This is a genomic window from Rhodococcus sp. JG-3 (assembly GCF_000482405.1).
Lineage (GTDB): Bacteria > Actinomycetota > Actinomycetes > Mycobacteriales > Mycobacteriaceae > Rhodococcoides > Rhodococcoides fascians.
Genome location: NZ_KI519398.1, coordinates 358,172 through 371,824, shown reverse-complemented (window position 1 = coordinate 371,824; position 13,653 = coordinate 358,172). Strand labels below are relative to the sequence as shown.

Below are 13,653 nucleotides of genomic sequence, written 5' to 3'. Positions count from 1 at the left end.
GGCGTTCAGAGATTCAAGGGGTCGAACACCCACGGTTCGCGCGGCACCAGCCTCGGCTTCCACCGCTCGAGCAGTTCCTCGGCGTTCTTCACGTCCGGTACACCGAGGGAAGCGGTGATGAGCGCCCACGCATCGGGCCGTTCGCGCAGTGTGACCGCGCCGTCCCGTTTGGCCAGACGCTTGCCCTCGACGTTCAGTGCGAGGGGGACGTGGACGTACGTCGCGGGGGTCAGGCCCAGGAGTTGAGCGAGGTAGCCCTGCCGCGGCGCGGACGTGAGAAGGTCGTCTCCGCGCACGATCTGGTCGACGCCCTGCGCGCCATCGTCGACGACGACGGCGAGGTTGTAGGCGGGCACACCGTCGGATCGACGCAGGACGAAGTCGTCGACCTGGCCTCGAAACAGGCCGTGCAGCTGGTCGACGATGGTGAATTCGGTTGTCTGCGAACGCAATCGGATGGCGGGTGGGCGGTCCTTCGCTACTCTCTGGTCTGCGGTCAGATTTCGACACGTGCCGGGATATGCGCCGTCGGGAGCATGGGGCGCGGATGCGGCCTGTTGGATTTCCCGACGCGTACAGAAACATTCGTACGTCATCCCGGCGGCGGTGAGGGAGCGAATCGTGGCGTCGTAGATTTCCCGACGCTCGGACTGCCGCATGACAGGCCCGTCCCAGTCGAGTCCGATGGCGGCGAGGTCGTCGAGCTGGCGTTGCTCGGAGCCGGCTTTCACGCGATCGAGGTCTTCGACGCGCATGACGAAACGCCGTTCAGTGGAGCGGGCGAAGAGCCATGCCAGTAGTGCGGTTCGTAGATTGCCGAGATGCAAGTCGCCGGAGGGACTGGGAGCGAAACGTCCGGCGGGCATGGGAACAGCTTAGTTTCAGGGTGTTCATAACTGACCAACCGATTGCGGTATCGGGGTATCGGCCGCGAAGACTTCGGTAGGTGCGGGGCGGCAGTGGCTGACGGGCCAGGTCGGCTGGGTTGGACCCATGGTCGAGGCTTGCCGGTTCCGCGGTTCTTTCGGCGGCCTTGGTTCGGGTAGGGCGTCGCCTTCGGCGTCGACCGATTGTATTGTGCCGGTTGCTTTTTTGTCTGCCCCGGATCACGTAGCGGTACACGTATGCAGTGTCGCAACCTTGACAACCCTGACCGAGCGTCGGATGATGCGAGAGTCGATCGACAACGACAATCATGTTCAACAATGGAAGAAGGTATGCGTAATGTCCAACTTCACCGCAACCGATATCGCCGGCGCTCCCACGACGAGCGCACTGCAGGGTGCGACCACGAACTCGATCGTGCACAACCCGTTCGCCTTCGAGGAGATCGAGTCGTCGGCTGCGCAGAGCGCCCCGCAGAGCCCGACCACCAATTCGATCGTGCACAATCCGTTCGCCTTCGAGGACTGACACACGTTCGCGGACAACTGAACTGACACCGAACTACTCACGCCTGTGATCGCGGGCCCACTCTGACGGAGCTTGTCATGCCAAGTATTGCCGCCGGACATCATCTGTATCCGGCTGTCGACGGCACCTGGTTGTGCTCGAGGCCGGGAGATCGCTTCGTCCGCCTCAGCGGGCCACCTCATGTGGTGAAACTCCTGCAGGAGTCGGCTCATATGGGGAGGGAAATCGATTTTGACTCGCTCGGCGACGATGCCGACCTGACTCGGCAGCTCATCGCACTACTGGATGAGCGCGGCATTCTTGCGGAGGAGTCGACAGCTTCATCTGTATCGACGGCGTCGTCTGTTCTCGTCGACGGAGACACTCCGATCGCCGAGGCGGTGGCTTCTCTGCTCGAGGACTGCGGCGATGTGACGGTGGGGATTGCAGACGAGGGCTCGGTGTCGACGGCGGACGTCGTGGTCAGCTGCGCTACATGGCTGCCCGACGCCCGCTGGTCGCAATTGCAGAACTGGTGCACTGCCCACCGAACGGCATGGCACCGCTGCCACGCCGAAGGCGAACGGTTCTTCATCGGTCCGCTGTGGTCACCGGCATCGAACAATGCCGACTACCACGACGTCCGGGGTCGCCGTCTCGCCGCGTCCGGTGTCGCCGACCAACTCCTCGATCATTGGCGCTACCTCGACGATCCCCACTCGATCCTGCCTCCCGTTCGGTGGCCCCACCGCAGCGGTATCGCCGTCGTCGCCGGTGTCATCGCCGCCGAGGTGCGCGCATACCTCGCAACGGGCGACACTGCAATCGGCTCGGTGCAACTCGACGTCGACCCGGCATCGGCGCACATCGTTCATCATCCCGTTCTGCCCATCCCGTTTCGGCGCGGCACCGCTACGCTGTGACGAACAGTCCACGCTCGCAGCACAACCTGCGCGTGTCGAACGGCGACGGAACGTGTTGCGTCGCAGACATCTACCTTCCCGAGCCAGGATGTTTCCCGGCCACCGCTGTCATCACACGCACGATGTACGGACGATCGCGCCACCGCTCCGAAGGCCTCGGCTGGGCGCGCAACGGCTTCGCCTACATCGTCGCCGACGTACGCGGACGGTACGACTCCGACGGAACCTTCACTCCCTACCACTCGGAACGAGACGACGGCGCAGCACTGGTCGACTTCGTATGCGGTCAACCATGGTCGAACGCCGGCGTCGTCGCATACGGCGGCTCCTACTCCGCTTACACCGCATGGGCGATGGCCGTAGAACGCCCGATCGCGGTCCGGGCGGTGGTGAGCCTGTGTCCCTCGATGGAACTCGCTCGCACCAAATTCGACCCGTCCGGCATTCTGCGCCTGTACGAGCACCTGGGGTGGTGGCTGCAGCACGGCGACGCCCGGGTGAGCCGAACGGACATGCCGGGCAATGCTTTACCCGACCTCGAGTCGTATCTCGCACTTCCGGTCAAGCAGCTACCCGACACCACCGGGGTGCACCTCCCGACGTGGGGCGGGGTACTCGATCGAGGCCCGGACCATCTCGACGACCAACGCATCACCGACAACGAACTGGCCGAATTGACGGTGCCTTCGTTTCACGTCGGAGGGTGGTACGACCTGGTGACCGAGACGTCGATCGCCCATTTCGACCTTGTCGGGTCCAACGTCGAACCCCGCCCGGCCCGGCGGCTGATGATCGGGCCATGGACCCACGAGCTGTTCGTCGATCCTTCCGGCCGCCACGGCCCGGTCGCGTCGATCGAGTGGGGGACGATATGCGTGCAGTGGCTGCATTCGGTCCTCGGCCACCGCGCCGCCGAATCCAAATCGGCGTCCGTGTCGATCTTTCACCGGGGGGTCGAGACGTGGATCGACAACGAGACACGTGAAGAACCGGAATCGTCGATCCTGCTGTATGCACACGACCGTCGCCGGCTCGAAACCGCGCCCCAGTCCGGCTCGGCAGCACTGTCTTTCGAGTACAACCCCGCCGACCCGTACCCCACCATCCCCACCCACCACGACCGCAGCGCTGTCGTCCGGAGTGACTTCGTCGATTTCACGACCGGCCCGCTGGCAGCCGACCTGCACATCGACGGCATCCCAGAAGCACACCTGACCGCATCGACCACAGCACCGGAAGCCGACTGGATCGTGCGGCTGCTCCACCGCAGCGCCGGCGGTTCGCTGCACCAAATCGGCTACGGCGTCGCGGTGACCGGTGCCGGCACCGACGCCGTGCGCGTTCCTCTCTCTCGCACGGCTGTACATCTCGAACGCGGGTCGGAGCTGATCCTGCACATCACCGGCAGCGACTTCCCCGCCCTCACGCGGAATTTGAACAGCGGCAACCGCTACACCGGCACGACAATCGAGAAGGCAACGCAAACAGTGCATGTCGGTGCCGCCCGTACCCTCGTCCGTCTCCCTATCCGACAGGAAAAGCAGTGAGCGTTCACGGATCGAGCCTTCATGGATCCCGGCTCGGCGTCCTCACCGGTGTGGGTCCGCTCGAACGAGATGTCGAGCTGCCCAGTGCGTGGGTGGGCTACCGCGCCCATGTCGCATGCATGGATCGGGTCGTCGACTGGGTCGCCGACCCGATCGGCTTCGGTGCCTCGTTCGGAGATCACGGAGCGGCACGTGGTGCCGCGATCGGGGAAGCCGTCGAACGGTATTGCGGCAATGCTGTTCCCCCGCATCTCGACCGTGCGAGCTACCGCGAACTGCGCGCCCGCGGAATCGACGCGCTCGATCCCGGCACCTTCGCGTTGTACTCGCCCGAGCAATACGCAAGCCGTGGTTTCCCGTTCGTACCGTTCACTGCCGATACCCCTGTCGAATGGGTCGAAGGCGTTGACATGCACGATGGCCGGGCCGTACGAGCCCCGGCAGGACCGGTCTATCTCAACTACATTCGTGGCTCCCGCACGTCGGAGCCGCCGCTGCACTCGTTGATGTACTCCGGTATCGCCACCGGCACGAGCCGGCAGCGGGCCGAGCAATCCGCCATCGAGGAGCTGCTCGAGCGCGATGCCACAACGATCTGGTGGGCCAGCGGTGCCGACGCTCACCGACTCGACGACGGGGGACGGGTCATAGGCCAGATGGGCTGCCCCGCTGAAGGATTCGACCTCGACGTGACTTTGATCCACATCCCGTCGCAATTCGGTGTGCCCGTCGTCGGGGCACTGGTCCGCGACCGTGCCCGCGAACTCGTCGCCTTCGGAAGCGCCTGCCGCGCCACCCCGCATGCCGCTGCGACGAAAGCGCTCGTCGAAGCGCTGGGATCGATGCAACTCTCCCGTCAACTTGCCGACCCGAACAGCGAGACCTGGCAGTCCGTCCGTACCGGCGCGATGCCAGACCACGTCTTCCTTCCGTACCGCGCGGATCGCAACTACCTCGACGCGGCCGGAAAGAACTTCCGCAACCTGGTCGACCTCCCCGCCGTCGCACAGCTCTACCAGGACCGGCGCATGCAGGCCGGCGCCGCGCTCCTTCGCCTCGAACCTCGCGACCTGGTCGCGATGGACGAGATCCCCGCGGTCACGGGCTCGGTGCGGGAAACCTACCTCGCCGCACTCGCACGCCACGGCATCGACGCGGTCGTCGTCGATCTCACCACCGACGATATCGCGCAATCCGGTCTGACGGTGGTTCGAGTGCTGACACCCCAACTGGTCGGCAACGGCCCGCCGGCATTCCCGCTCCACGGGTCACCGCGTCTACTCGAGGTACCCACCGCTCTCGGGTGGAACGCGCACCCGCGCAACAGCTCTGACCTGGTCAGAGTCCCCCTACCGCTTGCCTAGTATTGCTTGCCCTGTGGCCGACTGCAAGGAGAAGGAAGACATGTACGACGCGTTGGTCGACCCCCGGTTCGGAGTTCTCACCCGACTGGACCCCCGCTCCATTCCCGAGCACTTTCCCTCCTCCTTCGCCCTGACCCATTCCCGTATCAGCGACATCAGCCGATTCAGCGACTGGCCGGCGGACAATTCCGGAGCCGGCTACGGCTTCGGCTCCCCGGACCGCGTGCTGGGCGCGGCAATCGGCGAAGGCGTCGAACGATACTGCGGCAACCTCGTTCCGGACGGCCTCCGCCGCGGCAGCTACCTCTCTCTGACCGCCGAGGGTGTCGACGCTCTCGACCCCGCCACGGTGTGCCTGTACTCCGCCGAACAGCATGCGGCACCGCGCTTCCCTGCGTCCGAGCTCACCGGAAGCCTCGACGTCGAATGGATCGACGGCACCGACCTCTCGACCGGGAGCTCGGTGTGGGTGCCGGCGTCACTGGTGTGGCCCTCGTACTTCGGATCGCACACACGCCCGGTGGGCGAGGACCGCCCGCTGACGAACCCGATCATCCAGGCAGGTCTCGCCGCGGGCCCCAGCAGTGAATTCGCCTGCTGGGGCGCACTATGCGAAATACTCGAACGTGATGCGATGACACTGTCCTGGTACGGCGGGCGAGGCGTTCACGAAGTGTCCGTACCGACGTGGCTACGCCAGTTCGCGAGGGGGCCACAGGGGCGACTCGACACTCGTTTCTATTCGTTCACCACCGAATTCGGCATTCCGGTACTCGGGTCTTTGGTGCACGACCGCTCGACGGGATTTCTGACGCTCGGGATGGGTGTGGGAACAGACGCGGTGCGCGCTGCGGAAAAGGCATACGCCGAAGCCCTGCAACTTCAACTGTTCGTCTCCGAATACGACGACCCGACCTCGGCTTATATGCAGGCCGCGCAGTCACCGACCAGCCCGCTCAAACCCTGGCGCGAGGACCGCGCCTACGGAATGTCCTATCGAAGCGATCGGCGCGATCTGGTCGACTACGTCTGCCACCTCCAAATACACCTCGATCCCGAAGTGCAAGAACAGTTCCGTCGTGAACTTACCGCCGCCACACTCGGTTCGGTCGACCTGTCGGGCCTCGACACAGCCGACGCCGCACCGACAACCGACCGAATCGCGGCATTGGTCAAGGTCTTGAACAGCGCTGGGCACCGTGTCGTCGAAGTCGATGTCACCACCGCGGACGTGAGAGCGGCCGGACTACACGTAGTTCGGGTCGTTGCCACCGGGCTGTATTCGAGCTCGCCGATCGGCCTTCCGTTCCTCGGCGGGAGCCGTATGCCCGCTGCTGTCGCCGCCGCAGCCGCCGCGGGCACCACGCTGCCGACTACGCCCCTCCCACACTGAGACCAACCCCTACACCGACGATTCTTTCAGCCCGGTGATGCGCGGTGGCCCAACAGCCACCAGCATCGTCACGATCGCAGCAGCATCGAGTCCGAGCACCGATTCCGCCGCCGGATCGGAAAAACCCGAGACTGCGCAGCACGCCATGCCCATCGCTGTGGCGGTCAAATACAGATTCTGGACCCCGATGCCGGCATCGACGTGCACCGTACGGTAGTGGCGCGGTGGGTATTTGGCCAGCGCGACATCCAGCCTTGCAGTCAGAGCGAGGCTCGCCGCCGGCAACGCCGCGAACTCGGTCTGGGCGTACAGCTCGGCCAATGCAACGGCAGGGTCCACCTCGGACACGAGCTGCAAGGAGTGATCGGCCATGTCGTATCGGTAGATCCCCGGCCGGATGCCGGCGATGCGGGTTGCGAACAGGAACGTGTCGCGGGTGCGGAGGCCGCCTGCGGTCGGTGCCACGCTCAGCGGGTACTCGCGGTCGCCGTAGGCCTCGATCCGGCGTCCGAGTCCGAGCGCGGTACCGAGCAGGGTTCCGACCGAATCCACGCTCAGTTCGCCACTCGGGTCGAAGTCGTACCGCGAACGCCGGGCATGGACCAGCGCTGTGAACGGCGAGTCGAGTGTGCGTGGCTTCGGGAGGTGAATCGAGGCACCGTTTCGATCCATGGGTCTCTGAGTCGGCGCAGGATCGACTGCGCCGTTGAGCCGATCGTGAATCTCTTTGAGCGAGGCGATCTCCGTGTGCATCAGGGTCGGCTCCTTCACCAGTACGCGCAGCCCGAGGTGTCGTCGCCGCACTGTGTTCGCTACTGTATCGACACTGATTGTCATTAACAACTAGCTGTCGGGATGTAGACCTGATGAAACGATCGTCGGCCACTGCGGTGCGCAGCACGGGCGCACCGCCCTTCGCCTCGCCCCAACGCTTTCGCGTGTTGCTGGCGATCTCGGGCTTCGCCATCGTGGTCATCGCGGTGGCGTCGGTCAGCATCGGCGCCGTCACCATCGGACTCGGAGACATCTGGGGTTCGGTCGCCCAACACCTCGGCATGGCGGGCACGCACACCTCGACACCGGTCAACGATCAGATCGTCTGGCAGGTCCGCGTCCCGCGCACCATTCTCGCCATCGTCGTCGGCGCGGGTCTGGCGATAGCGGGCGTGGTCATTCAAGTCGTTGTACGTAACCCGCTGGGCGACCCCTACCTGATCGGGATCGTGCCGGGCGCGAGCCTGGGCGCAGTTATCGTCATCGTCTTCGGTGCCGGGGTACTCGGCGGCGTATCGCTGTCCGCAGCAGCCTTCATCGGCGGCCTCCTGGCGTTCGCGCTGGTGTTCGTCCTCGCCCGCCGCGGAGGGCAATGGCCACCGACCCGGCTCGTGCTGGCAGGGGTCGCCGTCGGGTACCTCGTCTCCTCGTTCACGTTCTTCTTTCAAACCATCGCTACTCCCAATCAATCTCAGCGCGTGCTGTTCTGGAGTCTCGGCTCGATCGCCGGAGCATCGTGGGCGAGCCTGCTGCTGCCCGCGGTCGTCATCGCGGCGGCCACGACGTGGCTGATGTGGAACAGTGCCCGCCTGAACGCCCTGGCTTCCGGCACCGACCTCGGCTACTCCCTCGGCATCGACGTCGCGCGATTCCAAATGACGCTGATGGTCGTGGTGTCGGTCCTGACCGGCGTCATCGTTGCCGAAGTCGGCGGTATCGGGTTCGTCGGCCTGGTCATCCCGCACATTGCGCGTCTGCTCGTCGGTGCCGATCACCGCCGCGTCGTCGTCACCGCAACACTGCTCGGCGCATGCTTCCTACCGCTCTCGGACATCGCCGCCCGCGTGCTCCGCGCCCCCGCCGAACTTCCGATCGGGGTGGTCACCTCGGCCATCGGCGCTCCGTTCTTCCTGTACCTGCTGGTCTCCTCCGGGCGGACGGCGAGGGCTCGATGAAACTCGACGCACAGGGCGTCGCCGTCGCCATCGACGGCGCCAAGATTCTCACCGACGGCGTAATACACGCCGAATCAGGCTCGATTGTAGGACTTCTCGGACCGAACGGCAGCGGAAAGTCGACGCTGCTACGCACGCTCTACCGGGCCCTCATACTCTCAGGCGGAACGATCGTGCTGGGCGAGGACGACCTTCGCCGCCTCAGCGCTCGTGAATCGGCGACCAGGACTGCGGTTGTCCTGCAGGATGATTCACCGGAATTCGAGTTCACCGCACGGGAGATCATCGAACTCGGACGCATCCCGCACAACACCGGTCTGCGACGCTTCGGCGCGGTCGATGTCGCCGCAGTGGACGCCGCCGTGATGGCCGCCGGGATCGCGCACCTCGTCGACCGTCAGATCTCGACCCTGTCCGGAGGCGAGCGGCAACGCGTCTTCGTAGCTCGGGCCCTCGCGCAACAAGCTCCGATACTGATCCTCGACGAACCCACCAATCACCTCGACATCTCGGCGCAGCTCGACCTCCTCGAACTGCTCACCGCAACCGAAGCCACCGTTGTCGTCGCACTACACGACATCGACCTCGCTGCCGCCTACTGCGACAGCCTGTTCGTCATGAAATCCGGTGCCCTCGTCGCCCACGGAACTCCCACCGACGTCTTGACAACGGACATGCTTCGCGAGGTCTACGGCGTCGATTCGGTCATCGCCGTCAACCCGATCACCGGCCGACCGTGCGTCCATTTCGGACCCGCCACCTCGCACCGCCCATCCACCGCGAGCTGCACCGCTACTCAACCCAATTTCGACACCCGCACCGAAAGTAGCCAACCATGAAGATCGCCGTACGAACCGGAACTTGCGCCGCCGCAACCATTCTCCTATTGTCCGCCTGCGCGAGCGGACAGGCCGAACCCACTGCCGCAGGCACCGAGACCGACAGCGGCACCTCGGCATACCCGGTGACCGTGGCCAGCTGCGGCGTCGACTACACCTACGACGCCCCACCCGAGCGGGTACTCCTCGGAGCTCCGGGAGTCATCGCCACGCTCGATGCACTCGGCGTCGCCGACAGCGCGATCGGATACACCAACGGCAGTTACGCATTCGACGGACTCGACCGATTCTCGGGCCTGACCTCCAACACCGACGACTATGCACCCTCACGCGAATTCCTTATCGGGGCCTCACCGGATCTGTTCCTGTCCAACGACCAAGGGCAACTCGGCGGCCAAGGATCGGCGAGCTCCGATGACCTGACCACTGCAGGCGGCAACCTTTACGTCCTCGGCGAATACTGCCAGAACACGCTCGCGCCCACGACAATCGACGCGGTCTACACCGACGTGGACAACCTCGGCACCATCTACGGCGTCCCGGACAAAGCCGCAGAGGTCGTGACCTCGCTGCGCGATCGCGTCACCGCAGCGCGAGCGAAGAACACCGACAGTGCGCCGCTGTCGGCAGCAGTTGTCCAAAGCTTCGACGGCAAGCTCTACGCCTTGAGTGGGTCTTACTACAGCGCAGTGGTCGACGCACTCGGCATGACCAACGAATTCGCCGACATCGACGGCAATTTTGCCGAAATCACTCCCGAAGCAGCCTTGAGCGCTGCACCCGACGTCGTCCTGGTGCAGTACGCCGGATCGGAAGCGGCCGCCGCGGCCGCCGTGACAGATATATCGGCTCTGCTCGCGAACTCACCAGCGGTGCGGAACTCCCGGGTGTACCCGCAGAACGAAGCCGACTTCCAGGCTGCCGGAGTCCGCATCGTCGACGCCATCGAGAACACCGCGGACAACGTGTTCGGCAAGTGAGCTCGACGACCGCTCGGACGTCGCTGGGGGCCGCGTTCCGGCTGATGGTGCTCGCGCGCACCGTCGCATGGTTCGGAACCGCCGTCGCGTTGGTCGCCTTCCCGCTCGTCATCTACCGCACCACCGGAAGTGCCGCGGCCACTGCGCTTCTCACCGCTGTCGAATCGGCACCGTACCTGCTGTTCGGGCTGTTCGCCGGTGCCGTTGCCGACCGCTGGCGGCGTCGCCCGACGATGGTCGTCACCGCGCTCGCCGCATGCGCTGCAACGGCATCCATACCGGCTGCGTATTGGATGGCGACTCTGTCGACGGCACACGTGTTCGTTGCAGCGTTCGTCAGCGCCGCCGCTATGGTGTTCTTCGACGCCGCCGGCTTCGGTTTGCTGCCCTCACTGGTGCCACGCGCTCGACTGGCCGACGCGGTCGGGCGACAAACTGCGATGGCAACGGTCATCACTATGGCCGGGCCCGCACTGGGTGGTGTGCTTATTGCCGCATCCTCGCCGTTCGCCGCGCTGGCCCTCAACGCGGCCACGTTCGCAGTGACCGCGATCCTGCTTCTGTGGGTACGTGAACCCACATCCGCGCCGCGGACGGAACAACCCCACTTGTGGCGCGATATCGGCAACGGGGTGCGCTTCGTCTACGGTCACCCACTTGTCCGCCTGCTCACCCTGATTGGGACCGGCAACAGTGTGGCCGGCGGCATCATGACCGGCCTCCTCGTCGTCACCGCCGTCGAGCGGTATGGTGTCGACGAGGGCGGCGGCGAGTTGGGTCTGTTCTTCGCAGCCCTCGGCGTTGGAACCCTGATCTCGACAGCATTACTACCGCGCCTGTCCCGAAAGTTCACAGCTGGGACGATCGCCATCGCCGGTTTGCTCGCACAAGCAGGCGCGATCAGCGTGTGGATTCTGGCCACCGAACCGGTGCTGGGAGTGTGCGCGTTGGTCGTCTTCCAAGCAGCAGCATCGACGGTGATCATCAACGGCATCACCGTCCGCCACCTGGTGACCCCGGACGAACTTCAGGGCCGCGTCAACACCACGGCCCGAATGCTGGCGTGGGGCGGACAACCCATCGGTGCCGGCCTCGCCGGAGCCCTCGTGGGTCCGATCGGCCTGCCCGCAACGCTGTCGCTGGCAGTCGGCGTCATTGCGGCCAACGCCCTGTTCGCGTACCTGTCCTCGCTACGAGCCGTCAGCTCACAACTCCACTCGAACAGCCGTTGAGGACCGGACAGGCAGAAAGACGGCTGTGAGAACGGTCAGACCTCGATCGCGAGCCCTGACGACCGAGTTCGAAGACCCGGCCTGCGACACGTCGGATCGAACACCACAAGGGTAGCTGTTTCACCTTACGGCGACCGGTACGCCCGATCTGCCGACCATCTCAGCGGTATGGGGACTTCGGCCGGCTCCGGAGTGCGAGAACTGCGAACAGCCACATCTTCGACCTCAACTCGTGACAAACCTCGCCCCACCCGGAATCTGCAATCCCACGGCGTCCCCGACCCGCACAGCAGATCCCGCCGCCAGCTCCACCTTCAGCACTGTCGATCCCACCGTCACATCGGCGATGCTGCGAAATCCGGTAGGCCTCGAGGCAGAAACAACCCCACGAATCCCGTTGTCATTCAATGTGATCAACTCATGTCGAAGCAGTAGCACGGCACGCCCAGCCGGCAAAGAAACTCCTTCGACCTCCAGCTCCCCGAGCTCGGAGCGATGCACCCCAACCCCGTCCCACTGCCCCTCGATTTCGTTCATCCCACCCATCAGTCGCGACACTGCGAGCGTGCTCGGACGCGTGTAGGCCGTCGCGATATCGGAGTGATGCTCCAGTCGGCCGTCGATGAGTACTGCGACCGAATCGGCCAGCACCGCCGCTTCTTGTTGATCGTGGGTGACGAGCAGCAGGGTCTGATCCAACGTCGAACGCAATTCGCGCACCAGGTCGTGCATCTCGGTGCGCAACACAGGGTCCAGAGCGCTGAAGGGCTCGTCCAACAACAACACTCGCGGTAAACCGGCAAGTGAGCGTGCCAACGCCACCCGTTGGGCCTGCCCGCCGGATACCTCCGACACCGCGCGATCCCCGATGTCACCGAGATGAACCAGATCGAGATACTCCCGGGCACGTTCGCGCGACCGCTTGCGACTTTCCCCGGCCGCGCGGTACGCGAAACCGATGTTGTCCAGTACCGACATGTGCGGGAACAACATCGGACGTTGAAACACCATCCCGACGCCGCGGTTCTCGGCCGCAACACCGTTCACCTCGTGGCCGTCGATCTGCACCGTGCCGGTGGTGGGTGAATCCAATCCCGCGATGAGCCGCAGCGCCGTACTCTTGCCCGAGCCCGACGGCCCGAGAATCGCCGTGCAGGATCCCGGTGGCACGGTGAGATCCAACGAATCCAGAGCCGCAACCGATTGACCGGCATGTACTTTCGTGAGTCCGTGAACGGACAGTTCGACGCTCATCGTGCACTCCTACGACGCAACCGGGCGAGCATGAGCACCAGCAGCAACGGCGGCACGACGGCGGTGACCGACAGCGCAGCCACCACCGAATCGTTACCGGTGCCTGCGGCGAAGGAGGCGACGAGAATGGGCACAGTGACCAGTCTGCCGCCACCGATCAACAACGTGATCACGTAGTCGCTCCACGCGACGAGGAACGCGAGCAACGCCGCACCCGCCAACGCCGGAGCCAACAGCGGAATGCGAATACGCCGCAGCACCATGGCATTCGACGCACCGAGAGTGCGTGCCTCCTCCTCGTAGCCGATGTCGTACGCGCCGAACGCCACTCGCATCAGGTACGTCGTGTACGGAATCGCCGCGACCGTCAGCAACGCAATCACCGCCACCGTGCTCGGAATGCGCGAGCGCAGCACCAGAACATCGAGTCCCAACGCCACAGCAAACGGGGGCAGGGTCAGCGGAGCGAAGAGAACCCCGGCCACGAAAGCGGGGAAACGCACGGAACCGTTCACCAGTGCGCGAGCGGCCAACGCGCCCAATGGTGTTGCGATGGCGGCGACGGCGAGAGCGAGGAGGGTAGACCGCACGAACGCATCGACACCACCGGCGTCGAGGGCGCTGCGGACGCCGTCGAATCCCCATTCCTGGGGAACCGATCCGGGAAACGACCAGCGATTGCTGATGGCCCACAAGACAACCGGAATCAGCGGCAACAGGAACCACAGGACCAGAACGGACCTGCCGACAGCGGGAAGAATCCTGTTCACTTCCACCCTG

13 protein-coding genes are annotated in these 13,653 nt (G+C 64.9%); 9 read left to right on the top strand and 4 right to left on the bottom strand.

Annotated features, from left to right (window positions below):
* Nucleotides 1–5 precede the first annotated feature (5 nt).
* Nucleotides 6–866, bottom strand: coding sequence for a tRNA glutamyl-Q(34) synthetase GluQRS (gene gluQRS / locus K414_RS0102995; protein WP_027494586.1), 861 nt, complete (start codon nt 864–866; stop codon nt 6–8).
* A 358-nt stretch (nt 867–1,224) separates the two neighbouring features.
* On the opposite strand from gluQRS, the gene K414_RS0102990 reads away from it, so the two are divergent.
* From K414_RS0102990 to K414_RS0102970, 5 genes are all read left to right on the top strand, one after another.
* Nucleotides 1,225–1,413: a streptamidine-related RiPP repeat protein gene (locus tag K414_RS0102990; protein ID WP_048316866.1), complete on the top strand. Its 189-nt coding sequence runs from the start codon at nt 1,225–1,227 to the stop codon at nt 1,411–1,413.
* Nucleotides 1,414–1,490: 77 nt separating this feature from the next.
* A complete protein-coding gene (locus K414_RS29045) occupies nt 1,491–2,315 on the top strand; it encodes a hypothetical protein (RefSeq protein WP_037218832.1) in 825 nt (274 codons plus the stop codon).
* A complete protein-coding gene (locus tag K414_RS25910) occupies nt 2,312–3,862 on the top strand; it encodes a CocE/NonD family hydrolase (protein ID WP_051364909.1) in 1,551 nt (516 codons plus the stop codon). Before K414_RS29045 ends, K414_RS25910 begins: the two co-directional genes overlap by 4 nt.
* On the top strand, nt 3,859–5,226 hold the full coding sequence (locus tag K414_RS0102975; protein ID WP_027494584.1) for a YcaO-like family protein: 1,368 nt from the start codon (nt 3,859–3,861) through the stop codon (nt 5,224–5,226). The genes K414_RS25910 and K414_RS0102975 overlap by 4 nt, the downstream gene beginning before the upstream one ends.
* Nucleotides 5,227–5,239: 13 nt before the next feature.
* A complete protein-coding gene (locus K414_RS0102970; RefSeq protein WP_051364907.1) occupies nt 5,240–6,619 on the top strand; it encodes a YcaO-like family protein in 1,380 nt (459 codons plus the stop codon).
* A gap of 9 nt (nt 6,620–6,628) precedes the next feature.
* On the opposite strand, the gene K414_RS0102965 is transcribed toward K414_RS0102970, so the two are convergent.
* On the bottom strand, nt 6,629–7,372 hold the full coding sequence (locus K414_RS0102965) for a SagB family peptide dehydrogenase (RefSeq protein ID WP_027494582.1): 744 nt from the start codon (nt 7,370–7,372) through the stop codon (nt 6,629–6,631).
* Nucleotides 7,373–7,485: 113 nt separating this feature from the next.
* Here K414_RS0102965 and K414_RS25905 point away from each other — a divergent pair, with 113 nt between their 5' ends.
* From K414_RS25905 to K414_RS0102945, 4 genes are read left to right on the top strand one after another with little or no spacing between them, the layout of a single operon-like run.
* Nucleotides 7,486–8,568 carry an iron ABC transporter permease gene (locus K414_RS25905; RefSeq protein ID WP_081701523.1) on the top strand — a complete coding sequence of 361 codons (1,083 nt, stop codon included), beginning with the start codon at nt 7,486–7,488 and terminating at the stop codon, nt 8,566–8,568.
* Nucleotides 8,565–9,407 carry an ABC transporter ATP-binding protein gene (locus tag K414_RS25900; protein WP_081701522.1) on the top strand — a complete coding sequence of 281 codons (843 nt, stop codon included), beginning with the start codon at nt 8,565–8,567 and terminating at the stop codon, nt 9,405–9,407. Before K414_RS25905 ends, K414_RS25900 begins: the two co-directional genes overlap by 4 nt.
* Nucleotides 9,404–10,387, top strand: a complete 984-nt coding sequence (locus tag K414_RS0102950; RefSeq protein WP_027494581.1) for an ABC transporter substrate-binding protein — start codon at nt 9,404–9,406, stop codon at nt 10,385–10,387. The genes K414_RS25900 and K414_RS0102950 overlap by 4 nt, the downstream gene beginning before the upstream one ends.
* On the top strand, nt 10,384–11,619 hold the full coding sequence (locus K414_RS0102945) for an MFS transporter (protein ID WP_051364905.1): 1,236 nt from the start codon (nt 10,384–10,386) through the stop codon (nt 11,617–11,619). The genes K414_RS0102950 and K414_RS0102945 overlap by 4 nt, the downstream gene beginning before the upstream one ends.
* A gap of 225 nt (nt 11,620–11,844) precedes the next feature.
* On the opposite strand, the gene K414_RS25895 is transcribed toward K414_RS0102945, so the two are convergent.
* Entirely contained in the window at nt 11,845–12,873 is a 1,029-nt protein-coding gene (locus K414_RS25895; protein WP_037218831.1) for an ABC transporter ATP-binding protein, read from the bottom strand.
* The gene (locus K414_RS0102935; protein WP_237606118.1) at nt 12,870–13,643 is read right to left on the bottom strand and encodes an ABC transporter permease subunit; all 774 of its coding nucleotides are present in this window, start codon (nt 13,641–13,643) and stop codon (nt 12,870–12,872) included. Before K414_RS0102935 ends, K414_RS25895 begins: the two co-directional genes overlap by 4 nt.
* Nucleotides 13,644–13,653: the final 10 nt, after the last annotated feature.